Annotated in this window: 21 protein-coding genes; 11 read left to right on the top strand and 10 right to left on the bottom strand. The window is 71.0% G+C overall.

The window, feature by feature from the left end; genetic code table 11:
* The first annotated feature begins 34 nt into the window (after nucleotides 1–34).
* Nucleotides 35–226 (top strand): hypothetical protein, encoded by a 192-nt coding sequence (locus QP119_RS07665; protein WP_284774999.1) that lies wholly within the window; start codon nucleotides 35–37, stop codon nucleotides 224–226.
* Nucleotides 227–419: 193 nt separating this feature from the next.
* Here the strand turns inward: QP119_RS07665 and QP119_RS07660 are convergent, their stop codons facing one another.
* Nucleotides 420–1,031 carry a resuscitation-promoting factor Rpf1 domain-containing protein gene (locus tag QP119_RS07660; RefSeq protein ID WP_284774996.1) on the bottom strand — a complete coding sequence of 204 codons (612 nt, stop codon included), beginning with the start codon at nucleotides 1,029–1,031 and terminating at the stop codon, nucleotides 420–422.
* A 527-nt stretch (nucleotides 1,032–1,558) separates the two neighbouring features.
* On the opposite strand from QP119_RS07660, the gene QP119_RS07655 reads away from it, so the two are divergent.
* Nucleotides 1,559–1,936: a cold-shock protein gene (locus tag QP119_RS07655; RefSeq protein WP_284774994.1), complete on the top strand. Its 378-nt coding sequence runs from the start codon at nucleotides 1,559–1,561 to the stop codon at nucleotides 1,934–1,936.
* Nucleotides 1,937–2,061: 125 nt separating this feature from the next.
* On the opposite strand, the gene QP119_RS07650 is transcribed toward QP119_RS07655, so the two are convergent.
* A complete protein-coding gene (locus QP119_RS07650; protein ID WP_284774991.1) occupies nucleotides 2,062–2,601 on the bottom strand; it encodes a DUF2771 domain-containing protein in 540 nt (179 codons plus the stop codon).
* 431 nt (nucleotides 2,602–3,032) lie between these two features.
* On the bottom strand, nucleotides 3,033–3,857 hold the full coding sequence (locus tag QP119_RS07645) for a glutaminyl-peptide cyclotransferase (RefSeq protein WP_284774990.1): 825 nt from the start codon (nucleotides 3,855–3,857) through the stop codon (nucleotides 3,033–3,035).
* Nucleotides 3,858–3,973: 116 nt separating this feature from the next.
* On the opposite strand from QP119_RS07645, the gene QP119_RS07640 reads away from it, so the two are divergent.
* Both QP119_RS07640 and QP119_RS07635 read left to right on the top strand, forming a co-directional pair.
* Nucleotides 3,974–4,678, top strand: a complete 705-nt coding sequence (locus QP119_RS07640) for a DUF3027 domain-containing protein (RefSeq protein ID WP_284774989.1) — start codon at nucleotides 3,974–3,976, stop codon at nucleotides 4,676–4,678.
* A 202-nt stretch (nucleotides 4,679–4,880) separates the two neighbouring features.
* Nucleotides 4,881–6,359, top strand: coding sequence for an NCS2 family permease (locus tag QP119_RS07635; RefSeq protein WP_284774986.1), 1,479 nt, complete (start codon nucleotides 4,881–4,883; stop codon nucleotides 6,357–6,359).
* 144 nt (nucleotides 6,360–6,503) lie between these two features.
* Here QP119_RS07635 and QP119_RS07630 read toward each other — a convergent pair whose 3' ends face one another.
* The 4 genes from QP119_RS07630 to QP119_RS07615 all read right to left on the bottom strand — a co-directional run bounded on the left by QP119_RS07630 (nucleotide 6,504) and on the right by QP119_RS07615 (nucleotide 9,695).
* Nucleotides 6,504–7,682: an ABC transporter permease gene (locus QP119_RS07630; protein WP_284774984.1), complete on the bottom strand. Its 1,179-nt coding sequence runs from the start codon at nucleotides 7,680–7,682 to the stop codon at nucleotides 6,504–6,506.
* A 3-nt stretch (nucleotides 7,683–7,685) separates the two neighbouring features.
* Nucleotides 7,686–8,651 carry an ABC transporter ATP-binding protein gene (locus QP119_RS07625; RefSeq protein ID WP_284774982.1) on the bottom strand — a complete coding sequence of 322 codons (966 nt, stop codon included), beginning with the start codon at nucleotides 8,649–8,651 and terminating at the stop codon, nucleotides 7,686–7,688.
* 112 nt (nucleotides 8,652–8,763) lie between these two features.
* Nucleotides 8,764–9,432 (bottom strand): hypothetical protein, encoded by a 669-nt coding sequence (locus tag QP119_RS07620; protein ID WP_284774980.1) that lies wholly within the window; start codon nucleotides 9,430–9,432, stop codon nucleotides 8,764–8,766.
* 5 nt (nucleotides 9,433–9,437) lie between these two features.
* Nucleotides 9,438–9,695 (bottom strand): helix-turn-helix transcriptional regulator, encoded by a 258-nt coding sequence (locus tag QP119_RS07615; RefSeq protein ID WP_284774978.1) that lies wholly within the window; start codon nucleotides 9,693–9,695, stop codon nucleotides 9,438–9,440.
* A 101-nt stretch (nucleotides 9,696–9,796) separates the two neighbouring features.
* On the opposite strand from QP119_RS07615, the gene QP119_RS07610 reads away from it, so the two are divergent.
* Nucleotides 9,797–10,666 carry a TrmH family RNA methyltransferase gene (locus tag QP119_RS07610; RefSeq protein WP_284774977.1) on the top strand — a complete coding sequence of 290 codons (870 nt, stop codon included), beginning with the start codon at nucleotides 9,797–9,799 and terminating at the stop codon, nucleotides 10,664–10,666.
* A 321-nt stretch (nucleotides 10,667–10,987) separates the two neighbouring features.
* On the top strand, nucleotides 10,988–12,154 hold the full coding sequence (locus tag QP119_RS07605; RefSeq protein ID WP_284774974.1) for a DUF559 domain-containing protein: 1,167 nt from the start codon (nucleotides 10,988–10,990) through the stop codon (nucleotides 12,152–12,154).
* 408 nt (nucleotides 12,155–12,562) lie between these two features.
* On the opposite strand, the gene QP119_RS07600 is transcribed toward QP119_RS07605, so the two are convergent.
* The 3 genes from QP119_RS07600 to serC all read right to left on the bottom strand — a co-directional run bounded on the left by QP119_RS07600 (nucleotide 12,563) and on the right by serC (nucleotide 15,915).
* Nucleotides 12,563–13,528, bottom strand: a complete 966-nt coding sequence (locus QP119_RS07600) for a DUF6928 family protein (RefSeq protein WP_284774973.1) — start codon at nucleotides 13,526–13,528, stop codon at nucleotides 12,563–12,565.
* A gap of 49 nt (nucleotides 13,529–13,577) precedes the next feature.
* Nucleotides 13,578–14,654, bottom strand: coding sequence for a septation protein SepH (gene sepH, locus QP119_RS07595; protein WP_284774972.1), 1,077 nt, complete (start codon nucleotides 14,652–14,654; stop codon nucleotides 13,578–13,580).
* Between the two features lie 124 nt (nucleotides 14,655–14,778).
* Complete coding sequence (serC, locus tag QP119_RS07590) at nucleotides 14,779–15,915, bottom strand: phosphoserine transaminase (protein WP_284774971.1); 1,137 nt, start codon at nucleotides 15,913–15,915, stop codon at nucleotides 14,779–14,781.
* Between the two features lie 567 nt (nucleotides 15,916–16,482).
* Between serC and QP119_RS07585 the strand changes: the two genes are divergently transcribed.
* From QP119_RS07585 to QP119_RS07565, 5 genes are all read left to right on the top strand, one after another.
* A complete protein-coding gene (locus tag QP119_RS07585) occupies nucleotides 16,483–17,775 on the top strand; it encodes a citrate synthase (RefSeq protein WP_284774969.1) in 1,293 nt (430 codons plus the stop codon).
* Nucleotides 17,776–18,051: 276 nt separating this feature from the next.
* Nucleotides 18,052–18,414 carry an FKBP-type peptidyl-prolyl cis-trans isomerase gene (locus QP119_RS07580; RefSeq protein ID WP_284774968.1) on the top strand — a complete coding sequence of 121 codons (363 nt, stop codon included), beginning with the start codon at nucleotides 18,052–18,054 and terminating at the stop codon, nucleotides 18,412–18,414.
* A gap of 251 nt (nucleotides 18,415–18,665) precedes the next feature.
* A complete protein-coding gene (locus QP119_RS07575; protein WP_284774967.1) occupies nucleotides 18,666–19,796 on the top strand; it encodes an ABC transporter ATP-binding protein in 1,131 nt (376 codons plus the stop codon).
* A 24-nt stretch (nucleotides 19,797–19,820) separates the two neighbouring features.
* Nucleotides 19,821–21,095, top strand: coding sequence for a DUF4032 domain-containing protein (locus tag QP119_RS07570; protein WP_284774966.1), 1,275 nt, complete (start codon nucleotides 19,821–19,823; stop codon nucleotides 21,093–21,095).
* A 60-nt stretch (nucleotides 21,096–21,155) separates the two neighbouring features.
* On the top strand, nucleotides 21,156–22,514 hold the full coding sequence (locus tag QP119_RS07565; RefSeq protein WP_284774964.1) for an ABC transporter substrate-binding protein: 1,359 nt from the start codon (nucleotides 21,156–21,158) through the stop codon (nucleotides 22,512–22,514).
* The last annotated feature ends 6 nt before the right edge of the window (nucleotides 22,515–22,520 follow it).

Below are 22,520 nucleotides of genomic sequence, written 5' to 3'. Positions count from 1 at the left end.
CCCCGTACGCATCTGACGTGGCAGAATGGGGCGCATGGCTAACGTTGAGAAGAAGGCGCACGTCAACCCCTCCTGGCCCGAGCTCGCCCACGAGGACGACCACCCGGTCACCGAGCTCGTCTCCCAGGTCGCGGGCGCGTCCAGCCCCTTTGGCGACGACCTCGTGCTCCCGCGCCCGGCCGAGGAGATCGGCTACGTGCACCCCTACACGCGGATCAACCGCTGACACCTCCGCGGCCGCCGCGCGGGTGAGAACTCGTGCGGCGACTTTGTGCTGCGACGCCGCGGCCCGCATCGCACGGGCCGCGGCGTTTCGCTGTGTGTGGAGCGCCCGCCAGGGCGCGGCGGCGCGCATACGGCGACGGGCCCCGCACCGGTGATGGTGCGGGGCCCGTCGGAAATCGAGGCCGGAAAACCTCTTAGAGGTTGGTGCCGGCGACGGCGTTGACCTGGGCGATCGTCTCCGCGTTGGCGGCGTAGAAGGCCTGGAAGTCGTGGCGGTTGGCCTGATAGAAGGCGTGGACCTGCTCCGGGACGGCGATGCCGTAGGAGGACAGGGTCGACACGATCTGGTTGTACAGGGCGTCGACGGCCAGCTCGTCGGAGGAGGAGTTGGCGGCCGGGGCAGCGGCGGCGGCCGGCTGCGGGGCCGGGGCGGTGCGGTCGGTCGGCGCGGAGTTCAGGCCGAGCTTGGCGGAGCAGGCGGGCCAGGCGCCCCAGCCCTGGGAGGCCAGCACGCGCTCGGCGACGACGATCTGCTGCTCGCGGGAGGCCTGGTCGGCAGTCGCGGCGTACTGGGTGCCACCGTGGGCGGCCCAGGTGCCCGGGTTGAACTGCAGACCCCCGTGGTAGCCGTTGCCGGTGTTGATCGACCAGTCACCACCGGACTCGCACTGGGCCAGACGGTCCCAGTCGGAGTCCGGGGCGGCGGAGGCGCTCGGCGCGAGGATCGCGCTGGCGGCGCCCACGGCGACGGTGCCGGCGGCGAGCTTGGTGAACAGGGAGGTGGAGTTCTTGGAGTGGCGTCCCATGAATTCGATGTATCCTCTCGTCGTCCATCGTCCCGCCCCGCGCCCGGTTGCCCGGTCGCCCGTGGGCGGTCCCTGTCCGTCGATGAGATTGTCCTCGGTGAATCGGGTCCAAGTTCGTGGTGCACGCTGACCGCGACGCTCCTGTGGGCGTCGGGCCGGGCACGAGTGGGGTTTCCCGTCCGGACAGGGTTCAGATGGAACGGGGGAACCGCGTCGTGCGGTGCATGACTCAAGAGAGTAACGGTTTGTAACGTTTGTGTCACGTTATTGGCCGATCCGTGACTCTTCTGGGGCCGATGAGGCGACAACATCTGTCACAGGGCCAGGTCAGCGGCGTGACGGTTACTAGCTATGAGCTATGTCACTCGTGGGGTGGTGTGCCTGGAACCGCGCCCCCGCTCGGACTGGGCCATGGGTCCCGGGAGGTGTAAAATCGGGCGGTTCAGACAGGCCCCACGGACGGGGCGCCGGTGCCGCGGCAGGGGAGACCCGTCGCCGCGACCGGAGGAGACAGGAAGGTCAACGACATGCCCGTGGGCAAGGTCAAGTGGTATGACGCGGACAAGGGATTCGGCTTCGCGTCGAATCCGGGCTACGAGGACGTCTACCTGAGCAGTCACGTCCTGCCCGAGGGCGTCGAGGAGCTGCACAAGGGCCAGCGCATCGAGTTCGACGTCGCCTCGGGCCGCCGTGGCCCGCAGGCGCTGCGCGTGGCGCTGCTCGACCCGCCGAAGGTCCGCCGCCACCGCCGCTCCGCCGAGGAGCTGGGCAGCATGGTCTCCGACCTGATCACGCTGCTGGAGGGGGTTCAGCCGGGGCTGCGCTCGGGGCGCTACCCGGAGCGCAGGACCGGCCGGCAGGTCGCGGGCATCCTGCGCGCGGTCGCAGACGAACTCGACGGTTAACCAAGGGGACAGATAAAAAAGACGCCGCGGGGCCCGGGCCACATGGCTCGGGCCCCGCGGCGCGGGGTTCAGGGGTTCGGCGACCGTGGCTCGGGGGAGTCGGGGCCGGGGCTCCGGGGCGCCGCCTACTCGGCGGTGGTGTCCAGCGACCAGACGGTCGCCTTCGGGGTCTCCTCACCGGCGTCGTCGGTACCGATCATCACCGAGTGGATCTCGAGGACCGTCAGCTTCGGCCGCGGGGCGTTCTCGCCCTCCTCGACCGGGTCCACCGAGCCCTGCACGGTCACGGAGTCCTCGTCGTAGGCGCCGAAGCTGCGCTCCTCGTTGGCCGCGGGGTCGTCGTAAATCTGCAGCAGCTGCCAGTTGTGGTCGTGGATCGCGTTCGGGATCTTCAGGCGCACCTCGCCGTCGGCGGGGACCGGCACGCGCGCGATCTCGCCCTCGGGGCAGTCCTCCTGGTCGAGCTCGCAGACGGCGTAGGGGGAGACCTCGGTCTCCGTGTCGCCGACGGTCGCGGTCACCGTGACGTCCTGCGGCTCGGGGCCGGGACGCGAGCTCCACCAGCGCTGGCCCAGGTAGACGCCGACGAGCACGATCACCACGGCGATGATCAGCGCCAGGAACTGTAGGAGGCTGCGACGTTTCGCTTCTTTGCGGGGGGCCATGAGGTCTCATCCTACCGGCGGAGTCGTGGCCGGCCGGGGGAGGCTGTGGCGGAGCGGGGTCGGCCTGTGCCTGGGTCGGCCTGGACGGGTGTCGGGGCCGTCGCGGCCTGTGTCTGGGTCGGCCTGGGCGGGTGCCGGGGCGCCTCGGCATCGGTTTTACCGGGTGCGGGTCGGTAAACCCGAAATCGTCACCGCGTCATTGCAGGTCAGGGGAGTGACGAAATTTGGCTACCGACCCCGGGTCGGTAAAACCGTGCGCCGCAGAGCCCGGAACGCCCGGGAGCGCCGCAGAGCCCGGAACGCCCGGGAGCGCCGGAAAACCCGGCCCGAGCCCGCCCCGGATCCAGCCCCCGAGCCCCCGAAACCCGGCCCCCAAGCCCCGAAACCCAAACCCCGAAACCCAAACCCCGAGCCCCCGAAACCCGGGCCCGCTAGGAATCCTGCGGCACGAAACGCACCTCGTACAGGTCCGGCCACCGCTTGCCAGCCAGGTAGAAGTGATCCGAGGCCGGCTTGTGCGCGATGCCGTTGAGCACGTTGTCGACGTTCGGCTCGGCGTTGTTGGGCAGCCCCGAGGCGTCGATGTCCGCGGTCAGGCTGCCGGTGTGCGGGTCGAAGCCGACGATCCGGTCGGTCTGGAAGACGTTGGCGTAGACCTCGCCCTCGACGCACTCGAGCTCGTTGAGGCCCTCGACCGGGTCGTCGCCGCCGACGGTGGCGTGGCCCACCTCGGTCAGGTCGCGCGAGTCCAGCAGGCGGACCCGGGAGCTGCCGTCGGAGGCGACCAGGGTCTGGTCGTCGAGCGAGCAGATGCCCCAGCCCTCGCCGGGCCAGTCGAAGCGCCCGGTCTCCTCGAGGGTCTGCGCGTCGCGCCGGATGGCCACGCCGTCGTGCCAGGTCAGCTGCCACAGGTTCGAGCCGGACTGGGTGATGCCCTCGCCGAAGAACTCCGGGTCGAGGTCCACCGACTGCACCTCGTCGCCGTCGAGCTCGCGGCGGTAGATCCGCGACTGGCCCTGCAGCCCGGTGCTCACCAGCAGGTGGCCACGCGAGTCGACCTCGAGGCCCTGGGTGAATGAATCCTCGTCGAAGGGCAGCATGTCGACGACCTCGGCGCGCAGGTGCTCGGGGCCGGTGTTGGCCGCCAGCGGGGTCTCGACGTCGTCCGAGCAGGCGGCGGTGCCCGCTGCCAGGGCGGTCAGGCTGGTCAGGACGGCTGCGGTCCGCACGAGGCGGCGGGGGAAGCGGTGAGCCATGTTGTCCATCATGCACCAGCCCGGGGATAATGGGACAGGTGGGTCACTACAGGAACGGACAGAAGAACGGTCGCGGCGGCGGAAGGGGCGCCGGCGCGGACCCGACCCTGAGTCGGGTGGCCCGTGACGTGGCCCGGGACGCCGTCGAGGAGATGGAGGCCGGCCGCGTCGGGGCGCACCTGGGCGCCCACCGGCTGGCCGAGGCGGGCGACGGGCACGTGGCCGTGCACCGGTTCGCCGCGGACGTCCCCGGCTACTCCGGCTGGGAGTGGCAGGCCGTGGTGGCCTGCGCGGCCGGTTCGACCTACGTGACCGTCAACGAGGTCTCCCTGGTGCCCTCGCAGTCCGGCGACGCCCTGCAGGCCCCGGAGTGGGTGCCGTGGGCCGAGCGCGTGCGCCCCGGCGATCTCGAGCCCGGCACGGTCATGCCGCCGGAGCCGGGGGATCCCCGCCTGACCGAGGACCCCTCGCGCTCGGCGACCCGGGCCTCCGACGCCTCCCGCGGCCGCGCGGCCAGGGGCCGCCGGTACTGGCTCTCCCGCGAGGGCCTGGCGGGTGCGACCGCCCGCTGGCGCGCCGGGGACTTCGGCCCGGACGGAGACTTCGCCCGCGAGGCGCACCTGCACTGCCGCACCTGTGCCTTCTACGTGCCCTGCGGCGAGCCGCTGGAGAACTTCGGCGCCTGCACCAACGAGTTCGCCGCCGACGGCCGGCTCGTGCATGCCGCCGCGGGCTGCGGCGCCCACTCCGAGACCCCGCCGGCCGGCGGCGACCACACCGCGGGCATGCCCGCCTTCGACGACGAGCGTCCCGTCTACTGACGCTTGCCGACGCCGCGTCCCTCGCCGTGTGCGGTTCCCGCCCGCGCTCCTCGCGGTGTGCGGTTCCCGCCCGCACACCTCGCCGGCGACGCGCGCGCCGCGGCCGCGTGGCCTGGGGCGCGCTCATTTGCGCCGGGACCGATCTCAGTGCCACCCTGACTCTGTCAAAACGCTGAATTCTTGAGAAACGGATGGCTTCTCCATGAGCTCCACGGCATCCCCCGCCGGCGAGACGGCCCCGCCGAACACCGGCGGGGCCGCAGGCTTCCTCGACCGGTACTTCCACATCTCCGAGCGCGGCTCGACCATCGGCACCGAGGTCCGCGCCGGCGTGGTCACCTTCTTCGCGATGGCCTACATCATCGTGCTCAACCCGCTGATCCTCGGCACCACCGAGGACATCGAGGGCACGACCCTGGGCGTGCCGCAGGTCTCCGCCGCCACCGCGCTGGCCGCCGGCGTGATGACCATCGCCTTCGGCCTGATCGCCCGCTACCCCTTCGGCATCGCCGCGGGCCTGGGCATCAACACGATGGTCGCCGTCACCCTCGTCGCCGGCGAGGGCCTGACCTGGCCCGAGGCGATGGGCCTGGTCGTCGTCGACGGCATCGTCATCGTCCTGCTGGCCATCTCCGGTTTCCGCGAGGCCGTCTTCAACGCCATCCCGGCGCCGATGAAGGCCGCCATCGGCGTGGGCATCGGCGCGTTCATCGCGATGATCGGCCTGGTCGACGCCGGCTTCGTCACCCGGGTTCCCGACGCGGCGCACACGACGGTGCCGGTCTCACTCGGCGACGGCGGTTCCGTGGGCACCTTCCCGACGCTCGTCTTCGTCATCGGCGTGATCATCTGCGGCGCGCTGGTGGTGCGCAACGTCCGCGGCGGGTTGTTCATCGGCATCGTCGCCACGACCGTGCTGGCCATGGTCGTCGAGGCGGTCGTCGGCGCGGGCTCCTCTGCGGAGAACGAGGGCGGCTGGTCGCTGGCCGTGCCAGGCATCCCGGACTCGCTGGGCGGGCTGCCCGACCTGTCGATCGTCGGTGACGTCGACCCGGTCGGTGCCTTCACCCGCGTGGGCGCCCTGGCTGCCACGCTGCTGGTCTTCACCCTGGTGCTGGCCAACTTCTTCGACGCCATGGGGACCATGACCGCCCTGGGCAAGCAGGGCGACCTGGTCGACGAGCACGGCAACCTGCCGGACCTGAAGAAGGCCCTGGTCGTCGAGGGCACCGGCGCCATCGTCGGCGGCGCGTGCTCGGCGAGCTCGAACACCGTCTTCGCGGACTCGGCCGCCGGCGTGGGCGACGGCGCGCGCACCGGCCTGGCCAACGTGGTCACCGGCCTGGTCTTCCTGGCCGCGATGTTTTTGACCCCGCTCTACGAGGTCGTGCCGATCGAGGCGGCCGCACCGGTGCTCGTCATCGTCGGCGCGATGATGATGGCCCAGGTCACCGACATCCCGTGGTCGCGCTTCGACATCGCGCTGCCGGCCTTCCTGACCATCGTCGTGATGCCCTACACCTACTCGATCGCCAACGGCATCGGCGTGGGCTTCATCATGTTCACCCTCATGGCCGTCGCCCGCGGCAAAGCCCGCGAGGTCCACTGGATCATGTGGCTGGTCTCCGTGCTCTTCGTCGCCTACTTCGGCATCGACCCGATCATGAACGCCATCGCCTGATCGGCGCGTGTCTCCGGCGCGGACCGAGCGGTGCGGGACTCACCCCGCACCCCGGGACGCACCGGACACGAGAGGAGGGCCCCGGCTTGTCGCCGGGGCCCTCTTCGCGTGCGCGGGGACCGGTGAGGCCCCACTTCGGGGGTGTTAACCCCTGATGGCGGCCATCCAGGAGACCTTCTGGCCGTTGCGCAGGATCGCGTTGCGGTAGATGCGCGCGACCAGCGCCAGGATGCCCGCGGTGATGACCGCGGAGACCGCCAGCGAGGCCGCGACCTGCCAGCCGGACCAGTTGCCCGCGGCCAGCTGCAGCGGCGCGACCGTCAGCGAGGACGGCGGGATCCAGGAGAGCACCTGCATCAGCGTCGAGTCCAGGTTGTTCAGCCCGAAGGTCGGCGCGAAGATCGCGACGTACATCAGCATCATGATCGGCATCTGCGTGCTCTGGATGTCCTCGCTGCGCGCGACGAGCGATCCAGCCGCGGCGTAGAGGCTGCCGAAGAAGAGCATGCCGAGGATGAAGCAGGCGATCAGCATCGGCAGCACCGACCAGTCGAAGTCGAAGTCCTCGGCCAGGCCCGTCACCGCCAGGGCGACGCCGCCGGCGGCGAGGAAGAGCGCCGCGCCGATGACGCCCACGATGAGGTTGCCCAGCAGCTTTCCAGCCAGCAGCTCGATCGGGCGGACGGTGGCCAGCATGATCTCGACGATGCGCGAGGCTTTCTCCTCGGTCACACGCCCGCCGAGGATGCCGGCGAAGAGGAAGACCAGGAAGATGATCACCACGACGCCGAGCATCACGGTCACCAGCATCGAGGGGTTCGTGCCGAGGGCGTCGGCGTCGACGTCGGTGACCTCGAGCGCGCCGGGCTGGAAGGCCTGGGCGAAGGCCTGCGGGTCCGCCCCGGAGGCCTCGAGTGCCTGGCCCAGCGCGTGTTGCTCGAGGAAGGCGCTCGCGGTCTGGCTCAGCTCGGCCGGCGGGGTGCCCTCGGCGATCAGCTCGCCGGAACCGTCGGGGTTGAGCACAAAGGCGGCGTCGACGTCGCCGTCCTCCACGGCGGCGGCCGCGGCGTCGCGGTCGGCCGCGGCCGAGGCGTTGACGTCCTCGCCGGCCGCCGCGAAGGCGTCCGGCTCCACCTCGCCGGCCACGGCGACGTCGACGGTGCCCCCGTCGGAGCGGTCCATGAACCAGGCGCCGAGGCCGATGCCCGCGACGGTGACCACGAGGATCACCGCCAGCGAGATCAGGATCGCCTTGCTGCGCATGGTGGTGCGTACTTCTCGGGCGGCGACGGTGGTCACCGCGTTCATGGGGGAGTAGCTCATGGCCTACGCCACCACCTCTCGGAACAGTTCGGTCAGGTCGGGACGGTGCCGGGTGAACGAGTGCACGGGCCCGGCGCCCAGCGCGGCGCGCAGGAGCTCCTGGTCGCGCGCGGCGGAGTCCACCTCCACCAGCAGCGTGTCGCCGTGGCGCTCGACCAGGCGGCAGCCCTCCGGCAGCCACGCAGGCTTCGCGGCCCCGGGCGCGGCGTCGGGCGCGGCACCCACCGGGACGGAACCGCCCGCGGGAGCGGGCGCGGCGTCGTCAATCGGGGGCGCACCCACGGTGACCTCGAAGAGCACGGGGCCGGCGTCGCGCAGCTCGGCGACGGTGCCCTCGGCGCGGCGGCGGCCGTCGGTGATGATGACGATCCGGTCGCACAGGCGCTGGACCAGGTCGAGCTGGTGCGAGGAGAACACGACGGGGGCGCCGCGCTCGGCGTACTCGCGCAGCAGCTCGGCCATCACGTCGACGGCGACGGGGTCGAGGCCGGAGAACGGCTCGTCGAGCACGAGGATCTCCGGGTCGTGCACGAGCGCGGCGGCCAGCTGCACGCGCTGCTGGTTGCCCAGCGAGAGCGTGTTGAGCTTGTCGCCGGCGCGCTCGGCCAGGCCGAGACGCTCGAGGAGAGCCTCGGTGTTGGCCTGTGCGGCCTGCTTTCCGACGCCGTGCAGGCGCGCGAGGTAGGCGAGTTGCTCGCCGATGGGTTCCTTGTCGTAGAGGCCGCGCTCCTCGGGCATGTAGCCGATGGTGCGGCGCACGGCGTCGTCGACGGGGCGGCCGTCGACGCGGACCTCGCCGGAGTCAGCCTCGAGCACGCCGAGGGCGATGCGCATGCAGGTCGACTTGCCGGCGCCGTTGGAGCCGACGAAGCCGTAGAGGCTGCCGGCGGGCACGGTGAAGCTGAGGTTGTCCAGGGCGAGGTTGTCGCCGTAGTGCTTGGTCAGGCTGTCTATCTCTAGGGTGCTCACGGTCTTTCCGGTCGTCTCGTGGGTGGACGGGGGTTGGGGCTGTGGTGGGTGGGGCGGTCGGGTTCTGTGGTGTTGACGTTACGTCGTGGGGCCGCGTGGCGCGCGCCGTGTGCTAGTCCACCGGCTCCGGCGCCGCGTCCTCGGAGGTGTTGAAGGTCAGCGCGTAGCCGACGGCCGGCAGTGTCGAACAGGCGGTGACGACGAAGAGGAGCGTCAGGCCGCCGATGATCAGGACGCTGTCTGCGGGGGAGATCTGGGGCACCCAACTGCCGATGAACATGATCGCGAAGGCGACCACCAGGGTGGTCCACTGGAGGGCCTGGAAGCCGGTCCGGCGCCAGCGCGCGAGTACCTCGGCCTCGTACTCGTCGAGGGCGGAGTCCGGTGCGGTGTCCTTGATGTCGATCGTGCAGCGCAGGACGGTCCAGGCGATGCAGCTCACGAGCCAGCCGACGAGGTAGAGCCCCAGAAAGCTGAAGTTCAAGTTGTCGGGCCCGCTGTCGCGGGTAAAGGAGAGGGACAGCGGCAAAGCGGCGAAGGCGACGGCCATGCCGCCGAGGTAGATCGCGATCAGCGTACGGGTCGCACGCGGCTTGCGCAGCTTCTCGAAGCGGGGCTGCCGCTCGACCCGGCGGCGCCAGCTCTCGACGCGGCGGCGCTCGCGCTCGGCGTGGTGGGCCGCGCGCGGGTCCGGGGCGGTTGCGGTGGTGGTCGCCCCGGTGGACGGTTGCTGGTACGGGGACTGGTGCTGGAACTGGGACGGTTGCGTGGGGTGGGACATGCCTCTCACCTTCCGTAGACGTCGTGGGACAGGTAGCTGAATTCCTTGCGGGAGAAGACCGCCTCGACGGGCAGGTCGAAAACCTCGCAGATCCGGAAGGCGAGATCGAGGCTGGGGTAGTGGTCCCCGCGCTCGAGCGCGCCGACGGTCTGGGGGTTGACCTCGATCAGTTCCGCGAGCTGGGCGCGCGTCATGTCCCGTTCTGCGCGCAGCATCCGCATCCGGTTGTAGATTGGCCGTTCGGCCCTTTTTCTTGGGGACATGACTCAAAGTGTTGCATAAACCCAACAACCCGTCAACGGGTGGCAACAAATTCGTCGGGGCACGCGCGGCGTCGGAAATCTCCCGGGGTATCTTGGGCGCCATGACTGGCCCCACCCCCGTGCGCATCGACGACCCCGCGGATCCGCGTCTCGACGACGTCCGTGACCTCAACCACTCCGACTCCCGCCCCGACCTGCCCGGCGGCAAGGGCCTGGTTATCGCCGAGGGGCCCCTGGTCTGCGAGCGCCTGCTGGAAAGCCGCTTCCCGGCCCGCTGCCTCGTCGGCTTCCCCGACCGGCTCGCCGGCTTCCTCACCGACCACCCCGATCTGCCGGAAGACCTGCCCGTCTACGAGGTCACCCGCGAGACGCTGCGCGAAGTCGCCGGCTTCGACATGCACCGCGGGCTGCTCGCCGCCGCCGACCGCGCGCCCGAGCCCGGCCTCGAGGAGACGCTCGCCGGCGCGCGCACCGTCGTCGTGCTCGAGGGCGTGGGTGACCACGAGAACATCGGCGCGATCTTCCGCAACGCCGCCGGCATGGGCGTCGACGCCGTCATCTTCGGCAACGGCTGCGCCGACCCGCTCTACCGGCGTAGCGTGCGCGTGAGCATGGGGCACGTGCTGCGCACCTCGTTCGTGCACCTCGGCGGCACCCACACCACCTGGCAGCGCCGCCTCGAGGAGCTGCGCGCGGCCGGCTTCCGCCTGGTCTCGCTGACCCCGGACCCGGGCGCGGTGGTCCTGCCGGAGGCGCTTGCCGACGCCGCGGGCGACGCCTACGAGCGCGTGGCCCTCCTGGTCGGTGCGGAAGGACCCGGGCTCACCGAGCACGCCATGCGTGCCACGGACGTGCGCGCCCGCATCCCGATGGCGCCGGGCACCGACTCGCTGAACGTGGCGACCTCGGCGGCCGTCGCCTTCTACGAGCGCGACCGCTCACTCGGCTTCCCCGGTGTGCGGCGGAGCTGAGCGGCCCGGGGCCTGAGTCGCCTCTGCTGCCGGGGCGCACTGGGGGGTGAGGCGCGCTGGGCCCGTGGTGTGCCGACGGGAGCGCGCCGGGGACGGGGCGCGCGAGGGCGTCGGCGGGCGGTGGCCTGCGCCTCTTTTTTTGGGGGGGGGGCGGGGAGCCGTCAATTCTGCGGTGTCGGGAGCGGGACGGTGCCCCGCGCGGTCTAAGAGAGTGAGGCGACTGTCGTCCGCGGACCGCGCGGGGTGGCCGGGCGTGACCGGCGGGGAAAGACTCGGCGGGGAAGGAGCCGGCGGGGAAGGTCTCGGCGGGGAAGGGGAGAGATGTACGGGGGAGCGGAGATTGACCGACGCCTGCGGTGGACCATCGCGGCGGAGGCGAGGCGGACCGGGAGGTTCAACACGGAGAGCGCGGTCGCCTTCGCCGCCGGGGGAGTCCTGCGCGTGGAGAGTTTCCCGGAGCCGATCAGGTTGTCGCCGGTGCGGCGGCACACCGCGGAGCTGCTCCGGGTGTCGCTTTCCGAGGACACCGTCACCGCCGAGCTCCTCGCCCGCTACCACCGGGTCTCCCGGGAACACGCGATCACCCGCGGGGACATGAAGCCGGACTGGCTGGTCGACAGCGAGCCCGCCCGGCACCCGCGCGGCTGGCGGTATCCCGCCGGGGCGGCCACCCGGGCGCTGGCTCACGCGCGGGAGAACCCGGGTGCGGTGGTCACCGGGTGGGCGGCCGCCGCGCTGCTCGGCATCCCGGAGTTCAGCGACGGGGCGGACACCCAGCTGCTGACGCGGAGTCGGAGCCGCGGTCCGGATGATCCTCAGGAACCGCGGCTGATCCGGCCGCGCAACCCGGTCGAGGCCTGGCAGGCCCGGCACCGGGGGCTTGCCGTGGCGGTCGTGCCGCCGATGTACGCGCTCGGTACCTGTGTGCGGGAGGCGCTATCCGGCCGGCATGCCTGGGACGTGCCGGCCATCCCCGGTCTCGCCGGGGAGCGGGTGCGTGCGGTGCAGGTCATTGACCGGTTCCGGCGGGTCTTCGTGCTGAGTGCCGCGGACGTGCGGGAGGGGCGTGCCGGGCTGGTGCACAACCGGGAGCTCGCCAAGGCGCTCAAGCTCAGCGACCCGAGTGCCGACTCCGGGTGGGAGACCCTGACCCCGCTCATCGTGGATCCGATCGCGCGGGGCCACGGCATCGCGTTGCGCTCGCAGATCCGGCTGGGTGAGGACGGTTCGCCGGTGGGGCCCGACGAGCCTTGCATGACCGTGCTCGACCTGGGATCGGTCGAGTTCCGCGTGGCCGTCTACTACGACGGCGGGAATCACCTGGAGCGGCGGCGGCGCGACCGGGACGCGAAGATCACCGCGAGTCTGCTGGCCGCCGGGTGGATGGTGCTGCGGGTCTCCGCGGGCATGGTCCGGGACACCGGTGACCTGGTGAGGCGGTTCACGGCGCTGTGCGAGTCGGCGGCGGGGCGCCCGCGGGCCGGGTGAGGCGGGATGGCTGCCCGGCGGCTCTGGTGCCGGGATGGTGCTGGAGCGGTGCGGGCGTCGGGGTGGTGTCAGATTGTGCGACGGGAGAGTCGCACACCGTGACGGTCACACGACCGTTACGCGAAAAGCCGCAGGTCAGAGGCTCGGTCAAAATCGTGCTGTCAGAGTGTGCGACGCCGCGGTCGCACACTCTGACATCGGCCGGGGAATCGGCGACATCAGCGGGGCAAGCGGGTCGAGCCCGAGGTTGGGGAGCCGCTGACCAGCACGAACGAGGTCGCTGACCAGCATCAATGCTGAGGTCCCCACCCGGACCCCACCCGGCCCCGCCCGGACCCCGCCCGGCTCCGCCCTGCCCCACCCGGACCCCGCCCGGCCCCCGGACCCCACACGCGGCCCGCCCCGTCTCTATCCGCGGTCGGAGTGGCGGATCGCCTCGTTGATCCGCGAGCCCCAGCTCCGCGCCGTGCGGCGGATGCTCCGGCCCACCCGCCGACCGGCGGCGGCCGCGGCCTCCGCGAGCCGCGCGAACTCCTCGCCCTGGCTGGGCTCCACGGAGTGGTCCTCGTAGTCGTCGTAGGAGACCTCGGGCCCCAGGTTCAGCGCGGTCGCGGCCTCGTGGGCCAGCTCGCCGTGGGTACGCCGCCGGGGCGCGGGCTCCTCGTCGACGCGGGGCTCCTTGCGCCCGTCCACGGCGAAGGCCGCGACGTTGACGTCCGGACCGCCGGGCCCGAAGTCGACGCCCAGCCAGGCGCTCTCGGCGGCAGCGGCCAGCTCGACCGGGTCGAAGGGCAGCGCGATGCCGCCGAGCTGCTCGCCGTGCTCGCCGGCCCAGAAGGGCCCCTCGAAGGGCTCGGGCAGTCCGATGTCCTCGATGACGCCCTCGCGCAGCGCGGAGAAGGCGCGCACAATCTCCCCGTCGCGCCAGTGGGCGAAGCCGCCGAAGTCGGCGTCCGTGTTGCGCGCGAAGGCGTAGATGTCGCGGGCGGGCCGGCTGGCGCGCAGTTCGGGGTCAACGGCGGAGATCTTCTGCACGCCGTCGAGAAGCGTCTGCACCACGGTGACCCCGGGGAAGGCGGCGATGTAGAACTCGCCGCGGCCGGCGGGCGCCGAGCGGTGCAGAGGGAAGCGCCCGATCGAGGTCACCGGCCAGGAGGGCCGCAGCTGGGCGAGGTACTTGCGCCCGAAGCCGCGGTCGGCCTTCGGCTCGGGGGCGAGCACGCGGGCGACGTGCCCGGGCTCCCCGTCGGTGACGAACCACAGGGTCACGGCCGCGCTGATGGGCTTCTGGTCGAAGAAGCCGGCGTAGCGGTCGCCGCCGGCCGCGGCGTAGCCGTCCCCGGGATCCCCGGGGGTGATTCCGAACATCGTCATCGTGGTTTCCGCCTATCCCGTGGTGGTTATCCCGTGGTCCCGGCCCGGTCTACTTCCGGGGTCGCTTGGTGTTGGCGCGCACCCCGAGCAGCACGTCCTCCCAGTGCGGGGTCACGGCCCGGCGGCGGCGCTTGCTCGGCTTGTCCTCGGAGTCGGGGTGGCGCAGGAAGGAGTCCTCCTCGTCGGCCCCCTCCGAGCGGTCCTCCGCCTCGGCGTCGGCTGGGCCGGCGTCGTGCCCATCGCGGTCCTCCGGGGCGCCGACGGCCTCCTCGTGGTCGTCGAAGCCCTGGTCGCCGGCCCCACCGTCGAGCGGGGTGAGCGTGCGCACCGGGCGGGCGGACTCGGGGTCGGTCAGCTCGGCGGCGGTGGCGTTGCGCGCGACCGTCGTCGAGGAGCTGGTCATGTGGTCCTGCAGGGTCCACTCGGCGCGGTGGTCGGTCATGCCGGTCTGCCAGGACACGGCCACGACCCACTGGCCGTCGTGGTCGCGGAAGGCGTCCCACTCCGCACCCGCGGGGTCGATGTCGCGGGCGGCGAAGGCGGTGGCCAGCACCTCGGAGAGCGGCAGCTTGGCCGGGCCGTCGTCGCGCACCGGGTGCGAGCCGCGGGCGAGCTCCGCGATGCGGGCGCGCTCGAGGAGCACCGGGTGGGCGAAGGGCTCGATGCGGGACTCGGCCACGCCCATCTCGTCGGCCAGCTCCGTGATCGTCGCGCCGCCGCGCACGCGGTCCTGGATCTCGCGCGGGCGCATGGTCAGCGGCGCGGACAGGCGCGGGTCCGGCTCCTTGCCGCGGTTGCTTGCCGACGCCCCGTCGGCCCCCGTCGCGTGTCCCGCACTGTGGGCGGGCTCCGCCGCCTCCGCGGCGGAGCCGTCGGAGTCGTCGCCGGGCTCTCCGGCGGCGGCGAAGAGCGGGGTGGCGGGGGACGCACCCGCTGTGTCGGACCCGCCGGCGTCGGCCGGCGCGGCGTCGTCAATCGAAGCCTCGGCGCCGGGGTGCAGGAGCGCGCGCAGCTCGTCGGTGACGGTCACCCGGAAGCGGGCGGCCTCCTCCGACTGCTCCGGCGCGTCGGACAGCACCAGGGAGGTGTCCGAGGACTCACCGGGAACGAGGTAAAGCTCGCGCATGCGCTCTCCTTTGACGGGGCCAGAATGTCCTTTTCCACTGTAACGCAGCGGCGCGCCGCAACCTGGGAGGTCACGGCGCGCCGGTGTGTTAGCGGGGAGGTCCCCGCGGCGGGTGGGGCGGCGGCTACTTCGCGGCGGCCACGCCTGCGTCGAGCACGGCGTCCAGGGCGCGGGTCAGGGTGACCATGTCGTCCTTCTCGATGGCCGGGAAGGCGCCGATGCGCAGCTGGTTGCGGCCGAGCTTGCGGTACGACTCGGTGTCCAGGATGCCGTTGGCGCGCAGCACCTTGGCCACCTCGGCGGCGTCGACGGACTCGTCGAAGTCGACGGTGCACACGACCAGCGAGCGGGCGGCCGGGTCGGACACGAACGGGGTGGCCTCCGGGCGGGACTCGGCCCAGTCGTAGATGACCGAGGAGTTGGCGGTGGTGCGCTCGACCATGCCGGCCAGGCCGCCGTTGGCGTTCATCCACTGGATCTGGTTGTCCAGCATCAGCAGGGTGGCCACGGCCGGGGTGTTGTAGGTCTGGTTCTTGCGCGAGTTGTTCACCGCGGTCTGCAGGTTCAGGAAGGCCGGGATGAAGCGGTCCGAGGCGTCGATGCGCTCGATGCGCTCCAGGGCGGCCGGGCTCATCGCGGCCAGCCACAGCCCGCCGTCGGAGGCGAAGCACTTCTGCGGCGAGAAGTAGTAGACGTCGGCCTGGTCCATCTCGACCGGCAGGCCGCCGGCGCCGGAGGTGGCGTCGACGACGACCAGCGAGCCCTCGGAACCTTCGGGGCGGGTGACCGGCACCATCGCGCCGGTGGAGGTCTCGTTGTGGGCCCAGGCGATGACGTCGGCGCCCTCGAAGGCCTGCGGGGTCGGGGCGGTGCCCGGCTCGGCCTCGAGGATCTCGGGCTCGTCGAGCCACGGCGCCTGGGCGGAGGCCTTGGCGAACTTGCCGGAGAACTCGCCGAAGGAGAGGTGACCGGACTTCTTCTCGATCAGCCCGAAGGTCGCGGCGTCCCAGAACGCCGTGGCGCCGCCCAGCGAGAGCACGATCTCGTAGCCCTCGGGCAGGGAGAACAGGTCGGCCAGCCCGGAGCGGACGGAGCCTACGACGTCCTTGACGCCGGGCTTGCGGTGGGAGGTGCCGATCACGGTGCTCGCGCCGTCGACGATCGCCTGGATCTGTTCGGGGCGGACCTTCGACGGGCCGCAGCCGAAGCGGCCGTCGGAGGGGATGAGCTCGGGGGCGAGCGTGAACGGGGTCTCGGACATTGAGGTCACCTTTTCTCTGGGTGTGCTCTGGGGCTTTTCCTTCTCGGCCGGGGAGTCTCCCGGAGATCTCACTGTATCGCCCCGGCCGTGCGAGGGGGACTGTGGTGGGTCTGAGCGGCGGCGGGGGAGTGGCCGGCGACGGGGAGGGCCCCGAAAACGGGGGCAATGCGCCACCCCCGGCGGCGTCGGAAATGTTGTGTCTGTCACAACTGGACGTACACTGTGGGTGCGCTCATCACAGGTCCGCACCCCGATCTCCGGGGTGCCTCCGGGTGTGCCGGAGCAACGGTCGACCACCGTGGCCCGGGACGCCCCCGACCCCGGGTGTGCGCCGCGGTACGCGTGTACTGTTTCGGGTGAGGCCGTTACAGTCGCCCAGCCCTCAGCGGGGCCGCGACGGTGGTCCACGCGACACCCCGCCTTTAAGGTGGGGTGTGACGGTGACGGTGCCTCACGGTCGGGTTCAACCCCCCGGCCGGGGCGCCGTGGCGGACACCGCTGAAGTTCCGCCATGAGGCCCGGAGAAGGGTCCGTGAAGGTCAACGACAAAACCGAGAAAGGTTCACAGTGGCTACTGAAAACGACAAGGCCGTGCTCCACTACCCCGGCGGGGAGTACGAGATGAGCATCAAGCAGGCCACCGAGGGTAACTCGGGCATCGAGCTGGGCAAGATGCTCAGCGAGACCGGCTTCACCACCTTTGACCCCGGCTACGTCTCCACTGGCTCCACCGAGTCGAAGATCACCTACATCGACGGCGCCAACGGCATCCTGCGCTACCGCGGCTACGACATCGCCGATCTCGCCGAGAACGCCACCTTCAACGAGGTCTCCTACCTCCTGATCAAGGGTGAGCTGCCGAACGAGGAGCAGCTCCGCAACTTCTCCAACGAGATCCGCCACCACACGCTGCTGGACGAGGACTTCAAGGCCCAGTTCAACGTGTTCCCGCGCAACGCCCACCCGATGGCCGTGCTGGCCTCCTCGGTCAACATCCTGTCGACCTACTACCAGGACCAGCTCGACCCGCTCGACGAGGCGCAGCTGGACAAGGCGACCGTACGCCTGATGGCCAAGGTCCCGATGCTGGCGGCCTACGCCTACCGCGCCTCCAAGGGTGCGCCGTACATGTACCCGGACAACTCGCTGAACGCCCGCGAGAACTTCCTGCGCATGATGTTCGGCTACCCGACCGAGCCCTACGAGGTCGACCCGGTCATGGTCAAGGCCCTCGACAAGCTGCTCATCCTGCACGCCGACCACGAGCAGAACTGCTCCACCTCGACCGTGCGCATGGTCGGCTCCGCCCAGGCCAACCTCTTCGTCGCCATCGCCGGCGGCATCAACGCCCTGTCCGGGCCGCTGCACGGCGGCGCCAACCAGGCCGTCCTCGAGATGCTCGAGGATATCAAGAACAACAACGGCGGCGACGCGACCGACTTCATGAACCGCGTGAAGAACAAGGAGAAGGGCGTCCGCCTGATGGGCTTCGGCCACCGGGTGTACAAGAACTACGACCCGCGCGCCGCCATCGTCAAGGAGACCGCCCACGAGGTGCTCGAGCACCTCGGCGGCGACGACCTGCTGGACCTGGCCATGGAGCTCGAGGAGATCGCCCTCAAGGACGACTACTTCATCTCCCGCAAGCTCTACCCGAACGTGGACTTCTACACCGGCCTGATCTACCGCGCCATGGGCTTCCCGACGGACTTCTTCACCGTCCTGTTCGCCATCGGTCGTCTGCCCGGCTGGATCGCCCACTACCGCGAGCAGCTGCAGATGAACTCCAAGATCAACCGCCCGCGTCAGATCTACACGGGCCACACCCTGCGCAAGGTCACCCCGCGCGACCAGCGCTAGTTGCGGCGGGCGGCTGACACCGCCCTTCGATTTCCGACGGCCGCGCCACCCGCCCGGGTGGCGCGGCTTTTGCGTGGGTGGGGTGGCGGCGTGGGGGCCGTTTCGCCGTGGGGCCGGCGCCGCCGTTTTCGCGCCGGGGCGGGGTGCGGGTTAGGCTCGCCAGACAGGCGTATGATCTATCGTTTCGCATATAATGCACGCCGATGGCCCTCCGCCGCCTCCCAGGCGGCGTGCAGCGGCCGGACACTGCCCCCGATGAAGGAGAATGCATCACCCATGGAGAAGCCCGACGTGAACGTGCCCGAGGGTCCGGCACCGGAGGACCTGGTCATCGAGGACGTCACGGTCGGTGACGGCGCGCAGGCCCAGGCCGGCGACACCGTGGAGGTGCACTACGTGGGGGTCGACTTCGAGACCGGTGAGGAGTTCGACTCCTCCTGGGACCGCAAGCAGAGCATCGAGTTCCCTCTCGACCGGCTGATCGACGGCTGGAAGGAGGGCATCCCCGGCATGCGCGCCGGCGGTCGCCGCCGCCTGATCTGCCCGCCCGAGAAGGCCTACGGTCCGGCGGGCGGCGGGCACCCGCTCTCCGGGCGCACGCTGGTCTTCGTCATCGACCTGCTGGACGTCGTGCAGTAGCGGCCGCGGCTGCCACTCCATCGCGCCACACCACTCGCGCGGCCGCCTGCCCGCCGGCCCCGGTCTCCCGGGGACGGCGGGCTTCTCGCCGTGCGGGCCCGCGGCGGGCGTCCCTCCCCCGCCTGGGCGCCTGGGGCGGGAGCGGGCCGCCGGTGGGCCGCAAGCGTGTTTAATGGAGGTGTGGCGCATCCGCCGCATTCCACCCCCACAACGGATCGTTCGGCACGTACCTGCCGATGGAGGAGCGAACAATGGCGTCTGTGACGTTTGACCGGGCAACCCGGATCTATCCCGGCGCGAAGAAACCGAGCGTCGACAAGCTGAACCTGGACATCGCCGACGGGGAGTTCCTCGTGCTAGTCGGCCCCTCGGGCTCGGGCAAGTCCACCGCCCTGCGCATGCTCGCGGGCCTGGAGGACACCGACGAGGGGCGCATCCTCATCGGCGAGAGGGACGTCACCGACGCCTCGCCCAAGGAACGCGACATCGCGATGGTCTTCCAGAACTACGCCCTCTACCCGCACATGACGGTGCGCGAGAACATGGGCTTCGCCCTGAAGATCGCCGGCGTGGCCAAGGACGAGATCAACCGCCGCGTCGAGGAGGCCGCCACCACCCTCGACCTGACCGAGTACCTCGACCGCAAGCCCAAGGCCCTGTCCGGCGGGCAGCGCCAGCGCGTGGCGATGGGTCGGGCGATCGTGCGCGAGCCCCAGGTCTTCCTCATGGACGAGCCGCTGAGCAACCTCGACGCGAAGCTGCGCGTGCAGACGCGCACCCAGATCGCGAACCTGCAGCGTCGCATGGGGGTCACCACGCTCTACGTCACCCACGACCAGACCGAGGCGCTGACCATGGGCGACCGTATCGCGGTGCTGAACTTCGGCGTCCTCCAGCAGGTGGGCACCCCGCGCGAGCTCTACCAGGCGCCGGTCAACGTCTTCGTCGCCGGGTTCATCGGCTCCCCGGCGATGAATCTGGCGACCTTCGACGTCGACGCCGCCGCCGGCGCCGCGCGCATGGGCCGGGCGAGCATCCCGCTCGACCCCGCGGTGCTCGACGGGGTGACCGCGGAGGACGGCGGCCAGATCATCCTCGGCTTCCGGCCCGAGGCCCTCGAGCTGGTCGACGGGGAGGCGGAGCACACCATCCCGGTGGAGGTCGACTTCGTCGAGGAGCTCGGCTCCGACTCCTACGTCTACGGCCACCTGGCCGGCGGCGGCTGGCGCGACGCGGGCCGCGGCGACGAGGACTCGAACCCGGGCCAGATCGTCGTGCGCACGCCGCCGATGTCCGGCGTCCGCGAGGGCGACGTGATCCACGCCCGGATCAAGGACGGCGGGTTGCACGCCTTCTCCCGGGCGACCGGCCGGCGCCTCTGAGGGCCGGAGAGGAGGCGAGAGCGGGTGCCGCAGCGGGAGAAACTGAACGTCCAGTCCCCGGTCTACGCGTCGGCGCTGCTGCGGCTGCCCTGGTCCCGGCCGCTGGCGCAGTGGGGTGCGGACCTCTTGGCCGCCCTGCCCCGCGGCATCTCCCGGCACACCGTGCGCCTGGTGCGCTCCGAGGGACTGGTGCTCGCGGTCAAGGAGATCGGCGCGCACGCCGCCTGGCACGAGTACCGCACCCTGCGTCGCCTGCGGCGGTTGGACGTGCCGTGCGTGGAACCGGTCGCCGTGATCGCGCAGCGGCGCGACGCCGACGGCGAGGAGCTGACCCCGTGTCTGGTCACCGAGCATCTGCGCTACTCGCTGCCGTACCGCGACGTCTTCTCCCGAGAGCTCGACGCGGACACCGTCAGCAAGCTGGTGCGGGCCCTGGCGGTGCTGCTGGTGCGCCTGCACCTGCTCAACTTCTACTGGGGTGACGTCTCGCTGTCGAACACCCTGTTCCGGCGCGACGCGGACCAGTTCTCCGCGTACCTCGTCGACGCCGAGACCGGTGAGTTCCACGAGCCGCTCTCGCGCGGGCGCAGGCTCCAAGACGTCGAACTGGCCCGGGTCAACATCATCGGCGAGCTGATGGACCTGCAGGCCGGCGGACTGCTCGACCCGGGCGTCGACGTCATCGCCCTGGGCACCACCGTCGAGGGGATCTACGCGGACCTGTGGGAGCTCGTCGTCGGCGAGCTGGAGGTCGAGGGCGACGCCTTCGACGCGGTGGCCGAGCGGGTCGGGCGCATCAACGAACTGGGCTTCGACGTCGGGGAGGCCGAGATCGAGCAGGAGGGCGACGTCACCCACGTGCGTTTCGAGCCGGCGGTGTTCTCCACCGGTTTCCACCGCAGGAAGCTCAAGGCGCTGACGGGGCTGGACGTCCAGGACCGGCAGGCGCAGCGGCTGCTGGGGGAGATGGAGGCCTACCGGGCGGTGCGCTACGGCGGCCGGCTGCCCCTGGCCGACGTCGCGCACCGCTGGATGGTCAAGGAGTACGAGCCGGTGGTCAGCCTGGTCCCGGAGCCGCTGTGGGGCAAGCTCGAGCCGGCCCAGATCTTCCACGAGATCCTCGACCATCGCTGGTTCCTGACTGAGCAGAAGGGCGGGTTCGTGCCGCTGGCCCGGGCGGCGGAGTCCTACTTCCGGGCGGTGCTTCCCGGGCGCCCCGACGAGGAGGTCGTCTACCTGCCCCGCCGAAGGGACGCGGGCGGGCTGAAACCCGACGGGGGCGCACGCGATGAGACCTAGAATGAAAACCGAATGCATGCTGCGCAAGCAGCCGATCCGCGGAAAGGACGAGAACCTTTCATGAGAACGACACTGGCGCGCGGCATCCGGCGCGCGACGGCCGTCTGCGCCGTCGCGGCGCTGGCCGCCTCCGCCCTGGTGGGCTGCGGCTCAGACCGCGGCCCGAGCGTGTACTACATGAACTTCAAGCCCGAGCAGGCCCAGCAGTTCGAGGACATCGCCGAGGAATACACGGAACTGACCGGCGTGCCGGTCAAGGTGGTCACGGCCGCCTCCGGGTCCTACATGCAGACCCTCAAGGCCGAGATGGCCAAGTCCAACGCCCCGACGCTGTTCCAGATCAACGGCCAGGAGGGCTTCGGCATCTGGCAGGACTACCTGGCCGACATCTCCGATTATGGCGTGGTCACCGGGCTCAACGACGACGTCGAGCCGATCACCGACGCCGCAGGGGTCGCCCGCGCGTTCCCCTTCGCCGTCGAGGGCTTCGGTCTGCTCTACAACGAGGAGATCTTCGACCGCTACTTCGCTGCGCCGAACCCGGCGGTGGGCTCGGTCGAGGAGATCGACGGCTTCGACGACCTCAAGGCCGTCGCCGAGGACCTGCAGGCCCGCAAGGACGAGTTCGGCCTCGACGGCGCCTTCGCCTCGACCTCCCTGCTGCCGGGCGAGGAGTGGCGGTGGACCAACCACCTGATGAACGGCCCGCTGCACTACGAGATCGTCGACCGCGACATCTCCGATTTCTCGGAAATGGCGCAGGCGGAGTTCACCTACGAGAGGCAGTTCCGCCAGCTGTTCGACCTGTACCTGGAAAACTCCACGGTGCCGCCGGCGCTGGCCACCGGCCGGGCCACCTCGGACGCGATGGCGGAGTTCGCCACCGGCAAGGCCGCGATGGTGCAGAACGGCAACTGGGCCTGGTCGCAGATCGCGGGCGTGGGCGGCAACGTGATCAAGGAGGACAAGATCAAGTTCATGCCCATGTACATGGGCATGCCCGACGAGGAGCGCAACGGCCTCAACGTCGGCACCGAGAACTATCTGGCGGTCAACTCCCGCGCCAGCGCCGAGGACCAGCAGGCCACCCGGGACTTCGTCGAATGGCTCTTCCTCTCCGAGCGCGGCAAGGAGCTGGTGGTCGACGAGCTCGGCTTCATCGCCCCCTTCGCCGACTACGCGCCCGACGAGGTGCCCGCCGATCCGCTGGCCCAGCAGGTCCAGGCCGCCATCCAGGACCCGGAATCGAACTCGCTGCCGTGGGACTTCCAGTTCAGCCCGAACCAGAGCTTCCGCGACCGCTACGGACAGAACCTGGCGCAGTACGCGATGGGCAACCTGACCTGGCAGGACGTGGTGGACCGGTTCCGGGACGACTGGGAGTACGAGATGGCCAACCAGATCGCCCTGCAGAGCTAGGAGGCT

Source organism: Corynebacterium frankenforstense, from assembly GCF_030211955.1.
Classification (GTDB): Bacteria; Actinomycetota; Actinomycetes; order Mycobacteriales; family Mycobacteriaceae; genus Corynebacterium; species Corynebacterium frankenforstense_A.
This window is presented reverse-complemented; position numbering and strand designations above follow the sequence as displayed.

Coding starts and splice junctions, on each gene's coding strand:
- QP119_RS07600 (WP_284774973.1), bottom strand. CDS start 13,528: ATGACGATGTTCGGAATCACCCCCGGGGATCCCGGGGACGGCTACGCC.
- serC (WP_284774971.1), bottom strand. CDS start 15,915: ATGTCCGAGACCCCGTTCACGCTCGCCCCCGAGCTCATCCCCTCCGAC.
- QP119_RS07565 (WP_284774964.1), top strand. CDS start 21,156: ATGAGAACGACACTGGCGCGCGGCATCCGGCGCGCGACGGCCGTCTGC.
- QP119_RS07655 (WP_284774994.1), top strand. CDS start 1,559: ATGCCCGTGGGCAAGGTCAAGTGGTATGACGCGGACAAGGGATTCGGC.
- QP119_RS07605 (WP_284774974.1), top strand. CDS start 10,988: ATGTACGGGGGAGCGGAGATTGACCGACGCCTGCGGTGGACCATCGCG.
- QP119_RS07580 (WP_284774968.1), top strand. CDS start 18,052: ATGGAGAAGCCCGACGTGAACGTGCCCGAGGGTCCGGCACCGGAGGAC.
- QP119_RS07645 (WP_284774990.1), bottom strand. CDS start 3,857: ATGGCTCACCGCTTCCCCCGCCGCCTCGTGCGGACCGCAGCCGTCCTG.
- QP119_RS07575 (WP_284774967.1), top strand. CDS start 18,666: ATGGCGTCTGTGACGTTTGACCGGGCAACCCGGATCTATCCCGGCGCG.
- QP119_RS07620 (WP_284774980.1), bottom strand. CDS start 9,432: ATGTCCCACCCCACGCAACCGTCCCAGTTCCAGCACCAGTCCCCGTAC.
- QP119_RS07650 (WP_284774991.1), bottom strand. CDS start 2,601: ATGGCCCCCCGCAAAGAAGCGAAACGTCGCAGCCTCCTACAGTTCCTG.
- QP119_RS07630 (WP_284774984.1), bottom strand. CDS start 7,682: ATGAGCTACTCCCCCATGAACGCGGTGACCACCGTCGCCGCCCGAGAA.
- QP119_RS07610 (WP_284774977.1), top strand. CDS start 9,797: ATGACTGGCCCCACCCCCGTGCGCATCGACGACCCCGCGGATCCGCGT.
- QP119_RS07660 (WP_284774996.1), bottom strand. CDS start 1,031: ATGGGACGCCACTCCAAGAACTCCACCTCCCTGTTCACCAAGCTCGCC.
- QP119_RS07635 (WP_284774986.1), top strand. CDS start 4,881: ATGAGCTCCACGGCATCCCCCGCCGGCGAGACGGCCCCGCCGAACACC.
- sepH (WP_284774972.1), bottom strand. CDS start 14,654: ATGCGCGAGCTTTACCTCGTTCCCGGTGAGTCCTCGGACACCTCCCTG.
- QP119_RS07665 (WP_284774999.1), top strand. CDS start 35: ATGGCTAACGTTGAGAAGAAGGCGCACGTCAACCCCTCCTGGCCCGAG.
- QP119_RS07615 (WP_284774978.1), bottom strand. CDS start 9,695: ATGTCCCCAAGAAAAAGGGCCGAACGGCCAATCTACAACCGGATGCGG.